Origin of the sequence: Paraburkholderia acidipaludis NBRC 101816 (assembly GCF_000684975.1) — a bacterium.
In the GTDB taxonomy this organism is placed as follows: domain Bacteria; phylum Pseudomonadota; class Gammaproteobacteria; order Burkholderiales; family Burkholderiaceae; genus Paraburkholderia; species Paraburkholderia acidipaludis.
The window spans coordinates 1-18,153 of the sequence record NZ_BAXZ01000020.1 but is presented as its reverse complement, the minus strand read 5'-3'; the positions used below and the strand labels follow the sequence as shown (position 1 = coordinate 18,153).

General features: G+C 66.7%; 17 protein-coding genes. 6 read left to right on the top strand and 11 right to left on the bottom strand.

Translation table 11 applies throughout. The features are described 5' to 3' along the window. Nucleotides 1-48: 48 nt before the first annotated feature. The 9 genes from BAC01S_RS21355 to BAC01S_RS21310 all read right to left on the bottom strand — a co-directional run bounded on the left by BAC01S_RS21355 (nucleotide 49) and on the right by BAC01S_RS21310 (nucleotide 8,271). Nucleotides 49-390: a type II toxin-antitoxin system RelE/ParE family toxin gene (locus BAC01S_RS21355; RefSeq protein WP_027796586.1), complete on the bottom strand. Its 342-nt coding sequence runs from the start codon at nucleotides 388-390 to the stop codon at nucleotides 49-51. After that, on the bottom strand, nucleotides 390-665 hold the full coding sequence (locus BAC01S_RS21350; protein WP_027796585.1) for a type II toxin-antitoxin system Phd/YefM family antitoxin: 276 nt from the start codon (nucleotides 663-665) through the stop codon (nucleotides 390-392). The genes BAC01S_RS21355 and BAC01S_RS21350 overlap by 1 nt, the downstream gene beginning before the upstream one ends. 80 nt (nucleotides 666-745) lie before the next feature. Then, entirely contained in the window at nucleotides 746-1,441 is a 696-nt protein-coding gene (gene urtE, locus BAC01S_RS21345; RefSeq protein WP_027796584.1) for an urea ABC transporter ATP-binding subunit UrtE, read from the bottom strand. Nucleotides 1,442-1,496: 55 nt separating this feature from the next. Next, the gene (gene urtD, locus BAC01S_RS21340; RefSeq protein WP_027796583.1) at nucleotides 1,497-2,378 is read right to left on the bottom strand and encodes an urea ABC transporter ATP-binding protein UrtD; all 882 of its coding nucleotides are present in this window, start codon (nucleotides 2,376-2,378) and stop codon (nucleotides 1,497-1,499) included. After that, on the bottom strand, nucleotides 2,375-3,601 hold the full coding sequence (gene urtC, locus BAC01S_RS32145) for an urea ABC transporter permease subunit UrtC (RefSeq protein WP_043203130.1): 1,227 nt from the start codon (nucleotides 3,599-3,601) through the stop codon (nucleotides 2,375-2,377). Before urtC ends, urtD begins: the two co-directional genes overlap by 4 nt. A gap of 1 nt (nucleotide 3,602) precedes the next feature. Beyond that, nucleotides 3,603-5,225, bottom strand: a complete 1,623-nt coding sequence (gene urtB, locus BAC01S_RS21330) for an urea ABC transporter permease subunit UrtB (protein WP_027796582.1) — start codon at nucleotides 5,223-5,225, stop codon at nucleotides 3,603-3,605. A gap of 94 nt (nucleotides 5,226-5,319) precedes the next feature. Further along, nucleotides 5,320-6,618, bottom strand: coding sequence for an urea ABC transporter substrate-binding protein (urtA, locus tag BAC01S_RS21325; protein WP_027796581.1), 1,299 nt, complete (start codon nucleotides 6,616-6,618; stop codon nucleotides 5,320-5,322). 601 nt (nucleotides 6,619-7,219) lie between these two features. Continuing rightward, entirely contained in the window at nucleotides 7,220-7,543 is a 324-nt protein-coding gene (locus BAC01S_RS21315; RefSeq protein WP_027796580.1) for a rhodanese-like domain-containing protein, read from the bottom strand. A gap of 74 nt (nucleotides 7,544-7,617) precedes the next feature. Next, a complete protein-coding gene (locus BAC01S_RS21310; protein WP_027796579.1) occupies nucleotides 7,618-8,271 on the bottom strand; it encodes a protein-L-isoaspartate O-methyltransferase family protein in 654 nt (217 codons plus the stop codon). Between the two features lie 284 nt (nucleotides 8,272-8,555). Here BAC01S_RS21310 and BAC01S_RS21305 point away from each other — a divergent pair, with 284 nt between their 5' ends. The 6 genes from BAC01S_RS21305 (at nucleotide 8,556) to BAC01S_RS21280 (ending at nucleotide 15,718) form a co-directional block, all read left to right on the top strand. Then, nucleotides 8,556-9,605, top strand: a complete 1,050-nt coding sequence (locus BAC01S_RS21305) for a LacI family DNA-binding transcriptional regulator (protein WP_027796578.1) — start codon at nucleotides 8,556-8,558, stop codon at nucleotides 9,603-9,605. Between the two features lie 156 nt (nucleotides 9,606-9,761). Beyond that, nucleotides 9,762-11,249 (top strand): sugar ABC transporter ATP-binding protein, encoded by a 1,488-nt coding sequence (locus BAC01S_RS21300; protein WP_027796577.1) that lies wholly within the window; start codon nucleotides 9,762-9,764, stop codon nucleotides 11,247-11,249. Next, complete coding sequence (locus BAC01S_RS21295) at nucleotides 11,230-12,255, top strand: ABC transporter permease (protein ID WP_027796576.1); 1,026 nt, start codon at nucleotides 11,230-11,232, stop codon at nucleotides 12,253-12,255. Before BAC01S_RS21300 ends, BAC01S_RS21295 begins: the two co-directional genes overlap by 20 nt. 144 nt (nucleotides 12,256-12,399) lie before the next feature. Next, entirely contained in the window at nucleotides 12,400-13,368 is a 969-nt protein-coding gene (locus BAC01S_RS21290) for a substrate-binding domain-containing protein (protein ID WP_027796575.1), read from the top strand. Nucleotides 13,369-13,483: 115 nt separating this feature from the next. Then, on the top strand, nucleotides 13,484-14,533 hold the full coding sequence (locus BAC01S_RS21285) for a sugar phosphate isomerase/epimerase family protein (RefSeq protein WP_027796574.1): 1,050 nt from the start codon (nucleotides 13,484-13,486) through the stop codon (nucleotides 14,531-14,533). Nucleotides 14,534-14,572: 39 nt separating this feature from the next. Then, complete coding sequence (locus BAC01S_RS21280) at nucleotides 14,573-15,718, top strand: Gfo/Idh/MocA family protein (protein ID WP_245616641.1); 1,146 nt, start codon at nucleotides 14,573-14,575, stop codon at nucleotides 15,716-15,718. A 13-nt stretch (nucleotides 15,719-15,731) separates the two neighbouring features. Here BAC01S_RS21280 and BAC01S_RS21275 read toward each other — a convergent pair whose 3' ends face one another. Further along, a complete protein-coding gene (locus BAC01S_RS21275; RefSeq protein ID WP_027796572.1) occupies nucleotides 15,732-16,901 on the bottom strand; it encodes an ABC transporter substrate-binding protein in 1,170 nt (389 codons plus the stop codon). Between the two features lie 74 nt (nucleotides 16,902-16,975). Next, nucleotides 16,976-17,917 carry a CysB family HTH-type transcriptional regulator gene (locus BAC01S_RS21270; protein ID WP_027796571.1) on the bottom strand — a complete coding sequence of 314 codons (942 nt, stop codon included), beginning with the start codon at nucleotides 17,915-17,917 and terminating at the stop codon, nucleotides 16,976-16,978. Between the last annotated feature and the right edge of the window lie 236 nt (nucleotides 17,918-18,153).

Here is an 18,153-nt window from a genome sequence, read left to right as displayed (position 1 = left end):
ATGGCATGCGAATAGGTGCCCGCAGATCGGGCACGAATCAGGCACTAATCAGGCGCCAAGCAGCCGGCGCGCGAGAATCGACTGCATGTTGCGCCGTCCGTCGACGATCAGGTAGATGACCACTTGTGCGTCGAGGACACGATAGATCACGCGGAAGGGCTTGAACGAGGTTTGCCGGTATTCCTTGATCCCCAGGGCTACCAGCTCCTTCGGATAACTGCCTCGCTCTGGAAAACGCGACAGATTTTCCACCACGCCAGTCAGCTGATCGAGCACGTAATCCGCATTGGCTACGCAGTCGAATTCGGCAATAGGGTCGTAAATGGACTCCAGGTCGTGTTCGGCGCCCTCGGTGAGCACGACGGCAAAGCGCCTGGCACGGCTCCTCATCAGCCGGTAGTCCGTTTTGCTCGCAGGCGCGCCACTACGTCGGCCGCCGGCTTCACCTTGCCCGCCGCGACTTCCTGATTACCGAGCGCGAGGATCTTCAATAGTGCGAGCGTTTCCTGGGTTTCCTCGAACGACGCGACGTCCTGCAGCACGGCCTTGGCCTCGCCGTTCTGGGTGATGACCAGCGGCTCGCGCTGCTCGGCCAGTTGCGCGAGCACTTCGGCCGCGTTGGCTTTGAGGTAGCTGATGGGTTTGACTTGGGACGAATAGCGCATACCGCGCTCCTTGATAGCGGAACCGGTCTGAATATAGACTTTTTACGGTCGCCGCGCAAGGCGACCCAAGCTTTAGCCCCTCAAACCGCAATCAACGTGCGCACCCCGTCCGCGTCCATATCCGCCCCCTCGCCCCCCGCCACGATCTCGCCGCGGCTCATGACCCAATAACGGTCGGCGATGGCGCGCGCGAAATCGTAGTACTGCTCGACAAGCAGCACGGTCATCTGCATTTCCTCGACGAGCTGGCGCAGCGTGCACCCGATGTCCTGGATGATCGAAGGCTGGATGCCTTCGGTGGGCTCGTCGAGAATCAGCAGTTGCGGCTCGCTCATCAGCGCGCGGCCGATCGCGAGCTGCTGTTGCTGACCGCCCGAGAGATCGCCGCCGCGGCGGGCCTTCATGTCTTCTAGCACCGGAAACAGCCGGTAGATGTGCTCGGGCACCTTCGACGGCGCGCGCTTCTTGCTGGCGGCACCCACGAGCAGGTTTTCTTCCACCGTGAGCCTCGGGAAAATATCGCGCCCCTGCGGCACATAGGCGAGCCCGTTCGCCACGCGCGCCCACGTGGGCAGTTTCGTGAGCGCCTGGCCGTTCCAGGCGATCGCGCCGCTCTTCGCGTGCACGACGCCCATCAGGCAGCGCAGCAGCGTGGTCTTGCCCACGCCGTTGCGCCCGAGCAGCACCGTGAGCTTGCCCTCCGGCACCGTCATCGAGACATTGCGCAGGATGTGGCTGCCGCCGTAATACTGGTTCAACGATTCGATAGTCAGCATGTGGATGCCTGTCGTGCTTCGTGCTAAGTCCTGCTTAAGGCCTGCCAGGATCCTGTCAGCGGCCCAGATACGATTCGATCACCGTCTCGTCGCGCTTGACGCTTTCGAGCGTGCCCTCGGCCAGTACGCTGCCTTCGGCCATCACGGTCACGCGCCCCGCTGCGCCCGCGAGCGCAGCGACGAACTCCATGTCGTGCTCGACCACCATCATCGAGCAGCTGCCGCGCAGGCGGTTCAGGAGCGCGGCGAGTTCCATCGTTTCGTCGTCGGTCATGCCGGCGGCCGGTTCGTCGAGCAGCAGCAAGGCGGGGCGCTGCATGAGCAGCATGCCGATCTCGAGGCGCTGCTTCTGCCCGTGCGAGAGTTCGCCCGCGAGCCGCCGCGCGTCGCCTTCCAGGCGGATCACCTCAAGCGTCTCCTCGATCTTCGTCTGCGCCTCGCGTCCCAGCCGCGCGCGCAGCGAAGCAAACCAGCCCTTGTCGGCCTTCATTGCGAGTTCGAGGTTCTCCCACACCGGGTGCTGCTCGAATACCGTGGGCTTCTGGAACTTGCGGCCGATGCCCGCGCGCGCGATCGCCGGCTCGTTCATGCGCGTGAGGTCGAGCGTCTGGCCGAGGAACACCTTGCCCGCATCGGGTTCGGTCTTGCCCGTGACGACGTCCATCATCGTCGTCTTGCCCGCGCCGTTCGGGCCGATCACGCAGCGCAGTTCGCCCACGTCGATCGAGAGCGTGAGCTTGTTGAGCGCGCGAAAGCCGTCGAAGCTCACGGTCACGTCCTCCAGATAGAGGATCGTGCCGTGCGAGGTGTCGATCGTGCCCGGTTCGACCACGTGGCCCAACTCGGCCACGCCCGAGAGCGTGGGGCGGTCGTGGTCCTCCGCCGTGTCGAACGGGTTGTGGCCGAGCGGATCGTTGAGGATGGCGTGGCCGTTCATGCGCCGCTCCCGGGTATGCCGTTGCGCTTCGTCAGGCGTTCGGTCAGGCGCTCGGTCAGGCGTTCAGCGAGGCCCATGATGCCGTTCGGCAACAGCAGCGGCACGAGCACGAAGATGAGGCCGAGGAAGAATAGCCAGTACTCCGCAAAATACGCGGTGAAGAAGCTCTTCGCGCCGTTCACGGCGAACGCGCCGATGATCGGGCCGATGAGCGTGCCGCGTCCGCCCACGGCCACCCAGATCGCCATTTCGATGGAGTTGCCCGGCGACATCTCGCTCGGATTGATGATGCCTACCTGCGGCACGTAGAGCGCGCCGGCAATGCCGCACAGCGCGGCCGAAACGGTCCAGATGAAGAGCTTGTAGCCGAGTGGGCTGTAGCCGAGGAACATGAGGCGCGTTTCGCCGTCGCGCACGGCGGTCACGACACGGCCGAGCTTCGAGGTGACGATGGCGCGCGCCGCGAGGAAGGCGAGCACGAGCGTGGCGAACGTCATGAGGAAAAGCACGGTGCGCGTGCCCGGATGCGTGATGGGAAAACCCGCGATGCGCTTGAAGTCGGTGAAGCCGTTGTTGCCGCCGAAGCCGGTCTCGTTGCGGTAGAAGAACAGCATGGCCGCGAACGTCATGGCCTGGGTGATGATCGAGAGGTAGACGCCCTTCACGCGCGAGCGGAAGGTGAAGAAGCCGAATACCCAGGCGAGCACGGCGGGCGCGAGCACGACGAGCAGGAGTGCATACCAGAGGTGCTGGGTGCCTTCCCAATACCACGGCAACTGGTGCCAGTCGAGAAACACCATGAAGTCGGGCAGGTCGCTGCCGTACTTGCCGTCGTGGCCGATCTCGCGCATCAGGTACATGCCGATGGCGTAGCCGCCCAGCGCGAAGAAGAGGCCGTGGCCGAGGCTCAGGATGCCGCAGTAACCCCAAACGAGATCGAGCGCGAGCGCCGCGATCGCGTAGCACATGAGCTTGCCCGTGAGCGTCATCGCATAGTCGGAGAGATGGAACGCGCTCGACTGCGGCAGCACGAGCGCGCACAGCGGCACGCCTATCCCGATGGCGATGACGAGCGCAATGAGCGCGAGCCACGCGCCGCGCGAGAGCAGCGGGGGACGGGCGGGCAGGCCGAGCGCGAAGGTCCCGGCGCCGTCGCCGCGTTGCGGCGTGGGAGCGCCGTAGGGCGCGTGGGTGGTGGAGGTGGCGGTGGTGGTGATCGTCATCTCATGCCTCCGCGCTGCGGCCCTTGAGGGCAAAGAGGCCCTGCGGACGCTTCTGGATGAACAGCACGATCAGCACGAGCACGGCGATCTTCGCGAGCACCGCGCCCCAGAACGGCTCGATGGCCTTGCTGACGAGTCCGAGGCCGAAGCCGCCCACCACGGTCCCGGCGATCTGGCCCACGCCGCCCAGCACCACGGCCATGAACGAATCGATGATGTAGTTCTGGCCGAGATCAGGGCCCACGTTGCCGATCTGCGAGAGCGCGCAGCCGCCTAGCCCCGCGATGCCCGCGCCGAACGCGAAGGCCCACGCATCGACGCGCGCGGTCCTCACGCCCACGCACGTGGCCATGCGGCGGTTCTGCGTGACGGCGCGCACGAAAAGGCCGAGGCGCGTTTTTGTCAGCACGGCCCAGGCGATGCCCACGACGATCAGCGAGAACGCGAGAATCGCAAGGCGGTTGTACGGCAGGATGAGGTTCTGCATGACGGTTACGCCGCCGCTCATCCACGAGGGATTCGAGACCTCCACGTTCTGCGCCCCGAAGATCGTGCGCGTGGCCTGGATGAGGATCAGGCTGATGCCGAAGGTGGTGAGCAGCGTTTCGAGCGGGCGTCCGTAAAGATGGCGGATCACGAGCCGCTCGATCACGGCGCCCACGAGCGCCGCGGCGACGAACGAGGCGGGAATGGCGAAAAGCGGGTACCAGTCGAACGCCCCGGGCGCGTAGCGCTGCACGAGCGTTTGCACGACATAGGTGGCGTAGGCGCCGATCATGAGGAACTCGCCGTGCGCCATGTTGATGACGCCGATAAGGCCGTAGGTGATCGCGAGGCCCAGCGCGGCGAGCAGCAGCACGCTGCCGAGCGAGAGCCCGGCGAACAGCGTGCCGAAAATTTCGCTGCGGCGCTGGATCGCGTCGAGCGCGTCGAGGCCCGACTGCGCCGCGGCGCGGACCTGGGCGTCCGGTTCGGCCCATGCGCCCGTCGCAGTTTTTGCCACGAGCGGGCGCAGTAGTTCGTACATCTCAAGATCGTGGCGCGCGGCCACGAGCTTCGCCGCTTCGAGGCGGGTGGCCGGGTCGGGATTGTGCAGGGCCGTCATGGCCCACAGCACGTCGAGGCGCTTCTTGAGCGCGGGGTCGGTTTCCTTCGCGCGCGCCGCGTCGATCATCGGCTTCATCGACGGGTCGGGATTCTTCAATAGCTCCGCGATGGCGGCGCGCCGCGTTTCGAGATCCGGCGAGGCAAGCTGCAGGCCCGAGATCGCGCCGGCTACCTTCGAGCGCAGCGTATTGTTGAGCGTGACGGGCTGCGCCGCCTGGGCCACGCTGGCCTCGACGGGCTTGCCGGTAACGGCGTCGCGGGCGTTGCCGCTTTCGTCCTGAAGCAGGACCTCGCCAGCGTCGGTGGCGAGCACGCCGTCGCTGCCCAGCGCCTGCAGCAGCGTGAGCGAGGCGGCGTCGTGCGTGACGATGAGCTTGTCGATGGCGGCGGACTTCGCGTCGAAGTCGTCGCCGGCGAGCGGCGCGACGTCGGCCGCATCGAGTGCGAACGCGGCCGGACAGGCGCACGCGAGCGACACCGTCACGACCAGTGCGCGCAGATAAGGTCGAAGATTCATGGGCAGGACCAGGGAAAACGGCCGGACGGTGCCGACGGACACGGCGCGCACGCCGTGTCCTTGCAGAACGAATTGAACGAAGTCGCGGACAAGATCAGGCCACGCGGCGGCGGCTCAGGAAGCCGGGAATCGAGCTGACCACGTCGGGCTTGCCCTGATTGCCCGCAATGTACGGGCTCCACGGCTGCGCGCGGATTGCGGTCTTCGTGCGCCATACCACGTTGAACTGACCATCCGCGCGCACTTCGCCGATCATCACGGGCTTGTGCAGGTGGTGGTTGCCGTCCATCTCCAGCACGAAGCCCGAGGGCGCGTTGAACTGCTGGCCGATCATCGCCACGCGCACCTTGTCGACGTCGGTGCTCTTCGCTTTCTCGACGGCCTGCTTCCACATATGGATGCCGACGTAGGTCGCTTCCATCGGGTCGTTGGTCACGCGCTTGCTGCCGCCGGGCAGATTGTTCTTCTTCACCCAGTCGGCGAACATGGCCTTGAACTTCGCGTTCTCGGGATTGCGCAGCGACATGAAGTAGTTCCACGCCGCGAGATTGCCCACGAGCGGCTTCGTGTCGATGCCGCGCAGCTCTTCCTCGCCCACGGAGAAGGCCACCACGGGCACGTCGGTGGCCTTGAGGCCCTGGTTGCCGAGCTCCTTGTAGAACGGCACGTTCGAGTCGCCGTTGATGGTGGAGATCACGCAGGTCTTGCCGCCCTGGGAGAAGGTCTTGATGTTGGCAACGATCGTTTGATAGTCGCTGTGGCCGAACGGTGTGTAGACCTCCTGAATGTCGGCGTCCTGCACGCCCTTCGAATGCAGGAACGCGCGCAGGATCTTGTTGGTCGTGCGCGGGTAGACGTAATCGGTGCCTAGCAGGAAGAAGCGCTTCGCGCCGCCGCCTTCGTTGCTCATCAGGTATTCGGTGGCGGGAATTGCCTGCTGGTTGGGCGCCGCCCCCGTGTAGAACACGTTGCGCGACATTTCCTCGCCTTCGTATTGCACGGGATAGAACAGCAGGCCGTTGAGTTCCTCGAAAACGGGCAGCACCGACTTGCGCGACACCGAGGTCCAGCAGCCGAACACGCACGCCACCTTGTCCTGCGTGATCAGCTGGCGCGCCTTTTCCGCGAAGAGCGGCCAGTTCGAGGCGGGATCGACGACGACGGGCTCGATCTGGCGCCCCATCACACCGCCCGAAGCGTTGATTTCGGCGAAGGTCATCAGCGCCGTGTCTTTCAGCGAAGTCTCCGAGATCGCCATCGTGCCCGACAGCGAGTGCAGCACGCCGACCTTGATCGGGCCGCTGTCGGTGTCCGCGTGCGCGAGCGGCATGCGTCCCGCTGCGGCGAGCGCGCCCGATAGGGTCCCGAGTTTCAACAGACTACGACGGTTCATTCTTTTCCCCTTGGCGTTGAGATGGGTGAGGTCGCGAAAGCCGGCGCATCTGGTTACGCGCCGGGTGTCGAGTGGCTGTCTTGCGCAATGGCTTCTGCAAGCCTTGTGCCAGCGCATGGTCTGCGCATCGAACCGGCGTTGCGTCGGTTCATCAAGGCATGCGGCGCGATGCCGTTGCGCGTGCGGCGTTCGGGAACGGGCGAATGTGGTGCACGAGGGCGCATGTTCGGGCGCTTTGCCTCCTCGCAGTGCGTTCTTGAGTCCTCGCGCATAAGCAAGGCTGGGTCGTTCGCGAGAGGAGTGCGCCGCTGCGCAGGCATGGTGCGCAGCGGCGGTGTGCTGTATGAGCGTGAGGGAGGAGATGGATTGCGCGCCGACGTTCCAGACGGGCCATCCGCTTGCGGCGGCGGCCTACGCGGCGATCGATCGGTACGAGCGCGAGGGAGCGCCGGCCGCGTGCATATGAGGTGTTGCTACGCGGCTACGAGAAGCGCGGGGCGACATTCTCGCGTTCTCGCCGCCGCTGATCGTGGACGAGGCGCAGATCGCCGAGATCTTCTCGACGGTTGCGCTCGTGCTGCACGAGGTGGAGTCAGGCAGATCAGTAAGTCGGGACTTTCGGGTCGACCTGGCGCGACCACGCGTCGATGCCGCCTTGCAGGTTGAACACCTTGGTGAAGCCGCGCGACTCGAGGAACATCGCCACCTGGGCGCTGCGCGCGCCGTGGTGACACACGCAGACGATCTGCGCTTCGTCGTCGAGTTCCTCGCTGCGCGCGGGAATCTCGCGCATGGGGATCGACGTGCTGCCAGCGATCTTCGCCGTCTCGATCTCCCACGGCTCGCGCACGTCGAGCACGACAGGGGCGGCGCGCGAGGTGTCGGCGAGCCATTCGGCGAGGGCGGGGGCGGTCAGGTTCTGCATGGAAAACTCGATATCGTGGAAATGCCGGGCCGCGCTTCGCGTTGCGAAGCCGCCCGGCTAAACGGCAGGCGGCTTCAGAACTTGAAGCGCGGCGGTTGAACGGCGTTCTGCAGCGGCTCGACGTAGGTTTCGAACACGCTGGCGATGCGGTATTGCTTCTCGTCGATGCGGGTGATGATCTGCGCTTCCATCACGGGCGCCGTGCCGACGAAGGCGGCCAGACGCCCGCCCACCTTCAGCTGCTCGAGCAGATCCTGCGGCACGACCGGCAGCCCGCCCGAAACGCAGATCACGTCGTAGGGCGCGTTCGCGGCCCAGCCGCGCGCGCCGTCGCCCAGCGCGACTTCGGCATTGAGCACGCTGTTCTTGACGAAGTTCGCGTGCGCGAATTCGGCGAGTTCCGGGTCGATTTCCACCGTCAGCACCTTCTGCGCACGGTACGCGAGCAGCGCCGCCATGTAGCCCGAGCCGGCGCCGATTTCCAGCACGCTCTCGTGCTTCTTCACGGCCAGCTCCTGCAGCACGCGCGCCTCGACGCGCGGCGCCAGCATGTGCTGGCCGTTGGGCAGCGGAATTTCGAAGTCGACGAACGCGAGGTCCACGTAGGCAGCGGGGACGAAATGCTCACGCTTGACGATCGAAAGCAGGTTGAGCACGTCCTGGTCGAGCACCTCCCAGGGACGGATCTGCTGTTCGATCATGTTGAAACGCGCTTGTTCGATATTCATGGTGACTCGGCGTTATGTGGTTCGATTCGGGTTCGGATTCGTTTCGGATCGCGGTCTGGGCCCCGCCACGCAAGGCGTCCGGGCAGCTCGCAAGATTGTATCAAACCCCTTTGCCGCGGCGTCTCGCCGACCGCAGAAGTGCGTCGACGGCGTCTTGGTGTCGCCTTGGTGTCGCCTTGGTGTTTATCCTGGCTTCGTCGGGCTTGCAGTTTGGCGGGTTTGGAACCAAAAATGTAATCGATTACATTTTTGCTGCTCCGACACCCGCGACACCCTACGACACCATGCCCGCCCAGCCTCGACGCGACTCCGCCGATACAGCGCAACCCGATGCGGCGGCGCAGCGCGGCGGCTCCATTGCGGAAGTGGCGGCGCGCGTGGGCGTTTCGGTGGCGACGGTTTCGCGCGTGCTCAACGGCCACGCGAACGTGCGGCCCGCCACGCGCGAGCGTGTGCTCGCCGAAATCGAGACGAGCGGCTACCGCGTGAACGAGCTTGCGCGCAACCTGCGCACGGCGGAGAGCCGCCTGCTGCTGACGATGGTGCCGGACTTCGGCAATCCGTTTTACGCGGAGATCGTGCGCGGCATCGACGGCGTGGCGCGTCAGCACGGCTATTTCACGCTGTTGTGCGACACGGGCGCCGACGCGGGCCGCGAGCGCAGCTACTTCGACCTGCTGCGCCGCCATCGGGCGGACGGCGCGATCTGTCTCGACCCGGCGACGGTCCAGCACGCCAACCAGGCGGCGACGGCGCTGCCGTGGGTGGCGTGCTGCGAGTTCGATCCGGGCGTGGGCGTGCCGTATGTCGGCATCGACAATTTCCTCGCGGCCCGCGACGCCGTGCGGCATCTGATCGCGCGCGGCCGGCGGCGCATCGCGCTCATCAACTCGGACGAGCATTACCTCTACGCGCAGCAGCGGCGCGACGGCTACCTCGATGCGCTCGCGCAGGCGGGGCTTGAGGCGCGCGACGCCTGGCGCGTGAACGTGAACTGCCTCGACTATGGCGCGGGCGCCGAGGCGGCGGCGGCGCTCATGCGGCAAGCGGAGGCGCCGGACGCGATTTTCGCGGTCTCGGACACGCTCGCGGTCGGGGTGATCAACGGCCTGCGCGGCGCCGGCCGGCGCGTGCCGGACGACGTGGCGGTGGTGGGCTTCGACGACATCGCGCTCGCGGCGCAGGTCGACCCGCCGCTCACGACCGTCGCGCAGCCGATGCGCGAACTCGGCGAGACGGCCGCGCGGCTGTTGCTGCAGCGCCTCGCCGTGCCGGATGCGAACGTGCCGGGCGTGTTGCTGCCGCATCGGCTGGTGGTGCGGCAAAGCGGATGAGAGCCGGGCGGCGGCGCGTGTCGCGTCGTCGTCGGCGGCTGGGTGTGGCAACGGGGCAGCGGTACAAGCAGAGGGGACCAGCGGAGCGGGGCGGGCGGCGCAGGCCGCCCGCGACTCCGTGCATGTGACATCCTTATCGAGGAGGAGCGGCCGCTCATGAGCGTCGCCGTGAAGTTCCACGAGATCCGCAAGGACTTCGGTCCCGTGCGCGTGCTGCACGGCGTGAGCTTCGAACTCGCGCCGGGCCGCATTCATGGCCTGCTCGGCGAGAACGGCGCGGGCAAGTCGACGCTCATGAAGATCCTGGCCGGCTACGAATCGCCCACGGCGGGCGAGATCGTCATCGACGGCGAGGCGCGCCGCTTCGAAGGCTCGCGCGAGGCCGAGCAGGCGGGCATCGTGCTGATCCACCAGGAGTTCAATCTCGCCGAGCATCTGACGATCGCGCAGAACATCTTTCTTGGCCACGAGAAGCGGCGCGGCCTCTTCGTCGACGATACCGCGATGCGCCGCGAGGCGCGGGACGTGCTCGCGCAGGTGGGCCTCGCGCGCGATCCCGACACGAAGGTGCGCGACCTGATCGTCGCGGAGAAGCAGCTCGTGGAGATCGCGAAGGCGCTCTCGCGGCATGCGCGCCTCCTCATCATGGACGAGCCCACTGCCACGCTCACGCCGTCCGAAACGGCTCGTCTTTTTGCATTGATGGAGAAACTGCGCGAGGACGGCACGACGATCGTCTACATCTCGCACAAGCTTGACGAGGTGGAGCGCATCACCGACGACGTGATCGTGATGCGCGATGGCCGTTTCGTGGCGGCGAGCGCGACGGCGGGGCTCGCGCGTCAGCAGATGGCCAACCTGATGGTGGGCCGCGACGTCTCCGACATGTTTCCGGCCAGGATCGAAGCGAGCGCTGACGCGCCGGTGGCGCTGCGCGTAGCCGGCCTTGCCGTGCCGGGCTGGGTCGAGGACCTGAGCTTCGAGGTGCGCGCGGGCGAGATTCTCGGCTTCGCGGGGCTCGTCGGCGCGGGGCGCACCGAGGCCTTCGAGGCGATCGTGGGCTTGCGCGAGCGCAGCGCGGGCGCGATCGAGGTCGACGGGCAGGCCGTCTCGCTGCGGCATCCGCGCGACGCCGTGCGCAACGGCATCACCTATCTGAGCGAGGACCGCAAGGGCAAGGGTCTGCACCTGAACCTGAGCCTGCAGGACAACCTCACGCTGATGACGCTCGAGCGCTACGGCCGGCCGCTGCTCGATCTCAAGGCGGGGCGCCGCGCGCTCGAGACCGCCGTGCGCGAATTCGGCATCCGCACCGGCGACCTCGCGAGCCGCGCGCGCATGCTCTCGGGCGGCAACCAGCAGAAGCTCGCGCTCGCCAAGTTCCTGCAGCCCGATCCCCGCGTGATCGTGCTCGACGAGCCCACGCGCGGCGTGGACGTGGGCGCGAAGCGCGACATCTATTTCCTGATCCAGCGGCTCGCGGCCTCGGGGCGCGCGGTGATCGTCATTTCGTCCGAGCTTGTCGAGCTGATCGGCCTCGCGCATCGCGTCGCCGTGATGCGCGCGGGCCGCCTCGTCGCGACGCTCGGGCACGACCATCTGAACGAAGAGGAGTTGATCGCCCATGCAACCGGCACCCACTGAAACCGCCGCGGCGCACGGCCGCGTGCGCAAGCTCGCCGCGTTCGTACACCGGCTTGCGGGCGTGGGGCCGCTCATCGGGCTGATCCTGCTCTGCGGGCTCGGCACCGCGCTGAACCGCGACTTCGCCACGGCCGGCAATCTGCTCAACGTGCTCACGCGCACCTCGTTCATCGGCATCATCTCCGTCGGCATGACCTTCGTGATCATTTCGGGCGGCATCGATCTCTCGGTGGGGTCGATGGCCGCGCTGATCGCCGGCGTGATGATCTGGACCATGAACACGCTCGCGGCCGGCATGGGCGCGCACACGTTCGCGCCGCTTTCGATCGTGCTGATCGGCATTGCGCTCGCGCTCGTGCTCGGCGCGCTCTTCGGCCTCGCGCACGGCCTCCTCATCACGCGCGGGCGCATCGAGCCGTTCATCGTGACGCTCGGCACGCTCGGCATCTTCCGCTCGGTGCTGACCTGGCTCGCGGACGGCGGCGCGCTCACGCTGCCGAACAATCTCGTCGACTTCTATGGGCCCGTTTATTACGCGAGCCTCTTCGGCGTGCCCGTGCCTGTGTGGGTGTTCGCGATCGTCGCGCTGGGCGGCGCGCTGATCCTCAATCGCACCGCGTTCGGCCGGCATGTCCAGGCGATCGGCTCGAACGAACAGGTCGCGCGTTATGCGGCGATCCGCGTGGATCGCGTGAAGTGCGCGACCTATGTGCTGCTCGGCGTGTGCGTGGGCGTCGCGACCGTGCTCTACGTGCCGCGGCTCGGCTCGGCCACGCCCACCACGGGCCTGCTTTGGGAACTCGAAGCGATCGCGGCCGTGGTCGTGGGCGGCACCGCGCTCAAGGGCGGCGAAGGGCGCGTGGCGGGAACCGTGGTGGGCGCCGTGCTGCTTTCGGTGATCGCGAACATCCTCAATCTCACGAGCATCATCAGCGTGTATCTGAACGCGGCCGTGCAGGGCGTGGCGATCATCGCCGTGGCTTTCCTGCAGCGCGGACGCAGGTAGAGGCGGACCGCGAAGCCGCCATACCCACTACGCAGTACGAATCAAGAAGCAGGCAGCACGCAGCAACGCAGACCGGCAGTCGAAGGAGGCAAACGTCAATTTACCGAGACGCTCGCGCGTGAGCGCACTAAAGGAGACAGCACCATGAAGAAGATGATTCGGGCAATCGGCGCGAGCGCACTCGCGCTCGGACTCGCGGCGACACTCGGCGCGGGAACCGCGCGCGCCGACGACAAGGTGACGCTGGGCGTCGCGATTCCGACCGCCGACCACGGCTTCACGGGCGGCATCGTATGGTGGGCGAACAAGGCGAAGAGCGACCTCGAAAAGGCGCATCCCGATCTGAAGATCATCGTGAAGACGGCGGCGAATGCGCCCGATCAGGCGAACCAGCTGCAGGACCTCGTGACGGTCAACAAGATCAATGCCCTTGTGATCTTCCCGTTCGAATCGGCGTCGCTCACGCAGCCCGTCGCGCAGGTGAAGAAGCAGGGCGTGTACGTGACCGTGGTGGACCGCGGCCTGACCGACACGAGCGCTCAGGACGCCTATGTAGCCGGCGACAACACGGCGTTCGGCCGCATTCCCGCCGAGTATCTCGCGAAGCAGCTCGACGGCAAGGGCGACATCGTGGCGCTGCGCGGCATCCCCACCACGCTCGACAACGAGCGCTGGACCGCGTTCACCTCGGTGCTGAAGAACTACCCGAACATGAAGATCCTCGACGCGAAGTACGCCAACTGGAACCGCGACGACGCGTTCCGCACGATGCAGGATTACCTCACGCGCTTCCCGCACATCGACGCCGTGTGGGCCGCCGACGACGACATGGCCGTGGGCGTGCTCAAGGCGATCGACCAGGCGAAGCGCACCGACATCAAGATCGTGTTCGGCGGCGCGGGCTCGAAGGACATGGTCAAGCGCGTGATGGACGGCGACCCGCTGATCCGCGCCGACGTCTCGTACTCGCCGAAGTTCATCTACGACGCGATCAAGATGACGGCCGAAGCGCGGCTCGCCGGCAAGGCGCTGCCGCAGAAGACGATCATCCCTTCGGTGCTCATCACGAAGGAGAACGCCAAGGACTTCTACTTTCCCGACTCGCCGTTCTGATGGGAGGCGGGTTTGACGTTCGGGTTTGACGTTCCGGTTTGACAACATCAACCGCCGCCGCGCGCCTGCCATCCGGCAATCCGGGCGTGCGGCGGACCACGGAGGATAGCGGCCGATGAAGACCATTCAGGGCCCCGCGATTTTTCTGGCGCAGTTTCTCGGCGACGACGCCCCGTTCGACAGCTTCGAGCACATGGCCGGCTGGGCCGCGCATCTGGGCTACAAGGGCATGCAGGTGCCCACGGACCCGCGCTTGATCGATCTCGAGCAGGCCGCCGCGAGCCCGGCCTACTGCGACGACCTGCGCCGCATCGCCGACGACGCGGGCATTGCGATCACCGAGCTTTCCACCCATCTGCAAGGCCAGCTCGTGGCCGTGCACCCCGCTTACGACACGCTCTTCGACGGTTTCGCGGCACCGCACGTGCGCGGCAACCCCGAGGCGCGCACGGCATGGGCGATCGACCAGTTGACGCTGGCGGCGCGCGCCTCGAAGAACCTCGGCCTCAAGGCGCACGTCACGTTCTCGGGCGCGCTCGCATGGCCTTATCTCTACCCGTGGCCGCAGCGGCCGGCGGGGCTCGTCGAGACGGCCTTCGACGAGCTCGCGCGCCGCTGGTGGCCCATTCTCGATGCATTCGATACGGCGGGCGTGGACGTCTGCTACGAGCTGCATCCGGGCGAGGACCTGCACGACGGCGTGACGTTCGAGCGTTTCCTCGCGGCCGTGGATGATCATCCGCGCGCGAACATCCTCTACGATCCGAGCCACTTCGTGCTGCAGCAGCTCGACTACCTCGCGTTCATCGATCTTTACCACGCGCGCATCAAGGCTTTCCATGTCAAGGATGCCGAATTTCGTCCCACCGGCAGGCAGGGTGTGTACGGCGGCTACAGCGGCTGGGTCGAGCGCGCCGGGCGCTTCCGCTCGCTGGGCGACGGCCAGGTCGATTTCGGCGCGATCTTCTCGAAGCTCGCCCAGTACGACTACCCGGGCTGGGCCGTGCTCGAATGGGAGTGCGCGCTCAAGCATCCGCACGACGGCGCGCGCGAGGGTGTCGAGTTCATCCGGCGGCACATCATTCGCGTGGCGGAGCGCGCCTTCGACGATTTCGCCGGCAGCGGCGTGGATGCAGCCCAGTTGAAGCGTCTGCTGGGCATCTGAACGAACGTGGTCACGCAAGATTAGCGAAGGGGCAAGGCAATGACACGAAGACTCAGGCTCGGCATGGTCGGCGGCGGCGAGGGCGCGTTCATCGGCGCGGTGCATCGTATCGCGGCGCGGCTCGACGACGCCTTCGAGCTGGTGGCGGGCGCGCTTTCATCCGATCCGGTGCGCGCGCAGGCGAGCGCCGAAGCGCTCGGCCTTGCGCGCAGCTACGCCGACTGGCGCGAAATGGCGCGCGTGGAGGGGACGCTCGACGACGGCATCGACGCGGTTGCGATCGTCACGCCCAACCATCTGCATGCGCCGGTGGCGCACGCCTTCATGGACGCGGGCATCCACGTGATCTGCGACAAGCCGCTCGCCGTGTCGCTGGCCGAAGGCGAGGCGCTCGCGCGGCACGCGCGCGAGGCCGGGCTGGTGTTCGCGCTCACGCACACCTATTCGGGCTATCCGCTCGTGCGCCACGCGCGCGAAATGGTGGCGGCGGGCGAGATCGGCGAGGTGCGCATCGTGCAGGCGGAATACGCGCAGGACTGGCTCGCGACGCCCGTCGAGCGCGACGGCGCGAACCGTCAGGCGAACTGGCGCACCGATCCGGCGCTGGCGGGGCCGGCGGGGTGTCTCGGCGACATCGGCACGCACGCGTATCAGCTGGCGGCGTTCGTGAGCGGCCTCGTGCCCGAGGCGCTCGCCGCGGAGGTCCATACGTTCGTGCCGGGCCGGCGCGTGGACGACCACGTGCAGGCGATGCTGCGTTACGCGGGCGGCGCGCGCGGCATGCTGTGGGCGAGCCAGGTGGCGAGCGGCGCGGAGAACGCGCTGCGGCTGCGCGTCTACGGGACGAAGGGCGGCCTCGCGTTCGATCAGGAAGAGCCGAATATCCTCTGGTTCACGCCGCAAGGCGGCGAGGCCGAGCGGCTCACGCGCGCTCGTGTAGCGGGCGCGGCGGCGCGCCACGCGACGCGCGTGCCGCCTGGGCACCCGGAAGGCTATCTGGAGGCATTCGCGCAGCTCTATCGCGACGCCGCAGCGCAGATCGCGGCAAGCGAAGCGGGCGTGCCTGCGCCGCCCGAAAGCCGCATGCTGACCACCGTCGACGACGGCGTGGAGGGCTTGCGCTTCATTGCCGCCGTGCTGGCGAGCAGCGCGGCGGGCGGTGCGTGGCAGCGGATCGCGCGCTAGGGCAGGCCGCGCCTTACTGCGCGAGATACACGAACTTGCCGCCGCGTATCGTGCCCATCACGCTCGCGCGCTGGTCGAGGCCCACGTGATCGGTCGGGCTCGTGGTGACGAAGCCGTTCGGCACGACCACCTCGTGTGCATGCTCCAGTTCCTGACGCAACGCGACGCGAAACGCCTCGGTGCCGGGCTGCGCAGTTTTGAGCGCGCGCGCGACGGCATCCGAGAGGCGCGGGTACACGCCGGCCGCATCGCCCGCGAACTGCGTGACCGAGCCCGGACCGTACTTCGCCTCGTAGGCATCGACGAACGCGAGCGCCGCCTTCTGGGCCGGCTCGCCGGCGGGCAGCGTGCGCGCCACGACAACCGGCTGCGTCGGGAACAGCGTCCCTTCCACGTCCTTGCCGCCTAGCTTGATGAACTCGGGCGTGGCGATGCCATGCGTCTGGTAGATCGGCCCCTTGAAGCCGCGCTCGACGAGCGTGCGCTGCGGCAGCACGGCGGGCGTGCCCGCGCCGGCCACCAGCACGGCATCGGGCCTCGCCGCCATGAGCTTGAGCACCTGGCCCGTGACGCTCGCGTCCGTGCGGTTGAAGCGCTCGGTCGCCACGATCTGGATGTGCCGCTCGTCGGCGAACTTCGTGAATTCCTTGAGCCAACTGTCGCCGTAGCTGTCGGCGAAGCCGATGAAGCCCACCGTCTTCACGTTGTGCGCCGCCATGTAGCGGGTCATGACGTCGGCCATGGCCGCGTCGGTCTGCGCCATCTTGAACGCCCACACGCGCGGCCCCGCCTGCGGCTCGACCACGGACGCCGAGCCGACCAGCGTGATCATCGGCGTTTTGCCCTGCGCCACCGGGTCGAGTGCGGCGAGCGCGGCCGGCGTGACGTTCGGCCCGACGATCACGTCCACATGATCCTCATTGATGAGCTTGTGCACGTTGCGCACGGCCGCGCCGGGATCGGAGCCGTCGTCGAGCACGATGTAGTCGGCCTTCTGGCCCGCGATCGTCTCGGGCCACATCAGCACGGCGTTTTTACTGCTGATGCCGATGGCGGCTGCCGGGCCCGTGCTCGAAAGGTCGATGCCGATTTTGAGGTCGGCGAAGGCGCTGGATGCGGTGGCGGCGATGAGGGCGGTGATCGCCGTGACGGCGAGCGGGCGAACGAAGGGCAGCGGCTTCATGCGGATGATCGGGAGCTAAAGGGATGTTGTTGCGATCTTTGGGTCTCTGCGGGCGACGCTACGCGCGGGGAATATTACAACTCGTAAGACTCGTGCTCCCCCTTGAGCGCCTGTTCGATCAGCTTGCGGTTCAGGCCAGGCGAAAGCAGCTCGACCATCGTGTAGACATAGCTGCGCAGATACGCGCCCTGCTTGAGCGCGACGCGTGTCACGTTGCTGCCGAACAGATGCCCGACCGGCACCGCGCGCAGGTGCCGGTCACGCTCGGCATTGAAGGCGATGTCGGCCATGATGCCCACGCCCATGCCGAGCTCGACATAGGTCTTGATGACATCGGCGTCGATGGCCTCCAGCACGATATCGGGCGAGAGACCGCGCAGGCGAAACGCCTCGTTGATCTTGGTGCGGCCCGCGAAGGCGTTGTCATACGTGATCAGCGGAAATTGGGCCAGATCGTCGAGCGCGAGCGGCTTGCGCTCCAGCAGCGGGTGGTCGGGCAGCATGACCGCGACGTGATGCCAGGTGAAGCAGGGCAGCGACACCAAATCCTTGTAGCCGGAGATGGCCTCGGTGGCGATGCAGAGGTCGGCCTGGTCGTGCAGCACCATTTCCGCGACCTGGGTCGGGCTGCCCTGCAGGATGGAGAGGTGCACCTTGGGGAAGCGCCGCTTGAACTCGGCGATGGCGGCCGGCAGCGAGTAGCGCGCCTGGGTGTGCGTGGCCGCGATAGTCAGATTGCCTTGATCCTGCGCCGCATAGTCCTTCCCCACGCGCTTGAGGCTCTCGACCTCCTGCAGGATGCGTTCGACCGACGCCAGAATGATGCGCCCGGGCTCGGTCAGCGAGCGCACGCGCTTGCCGTGGCGGGTGAAGATCTCGACCCCCAGCTCGTCTTCCAGCTCGATGATCGCCTTCGAAACGCCCGGCTGACTGGTATACAGCGCCTTGGCGGCTTCCGTGAGATTGAAATTCTGCCGCACGGCCTCGCGGACGAAGCGGAACTGATGCAGGTTCATAGATAACCCTTATAACCTGTGTGTATATCGACCTGATTTTTGAGTCGTTTGAAATATAAAGCGAGTTTATTACCATTCCCCCAACTTTCCAAATATGGATATCTGTTTTGGTCATTAGCAAATGACGGGTTGCTGTAAGGCTGCCGGCCATGAGCGAGGTCAAAACGGAGCGAAGTCGAAGTCGGAGAGCGCGGCGTAACCGGAACGCCGCGATTGAACCAACCCTGGGGTCCCCG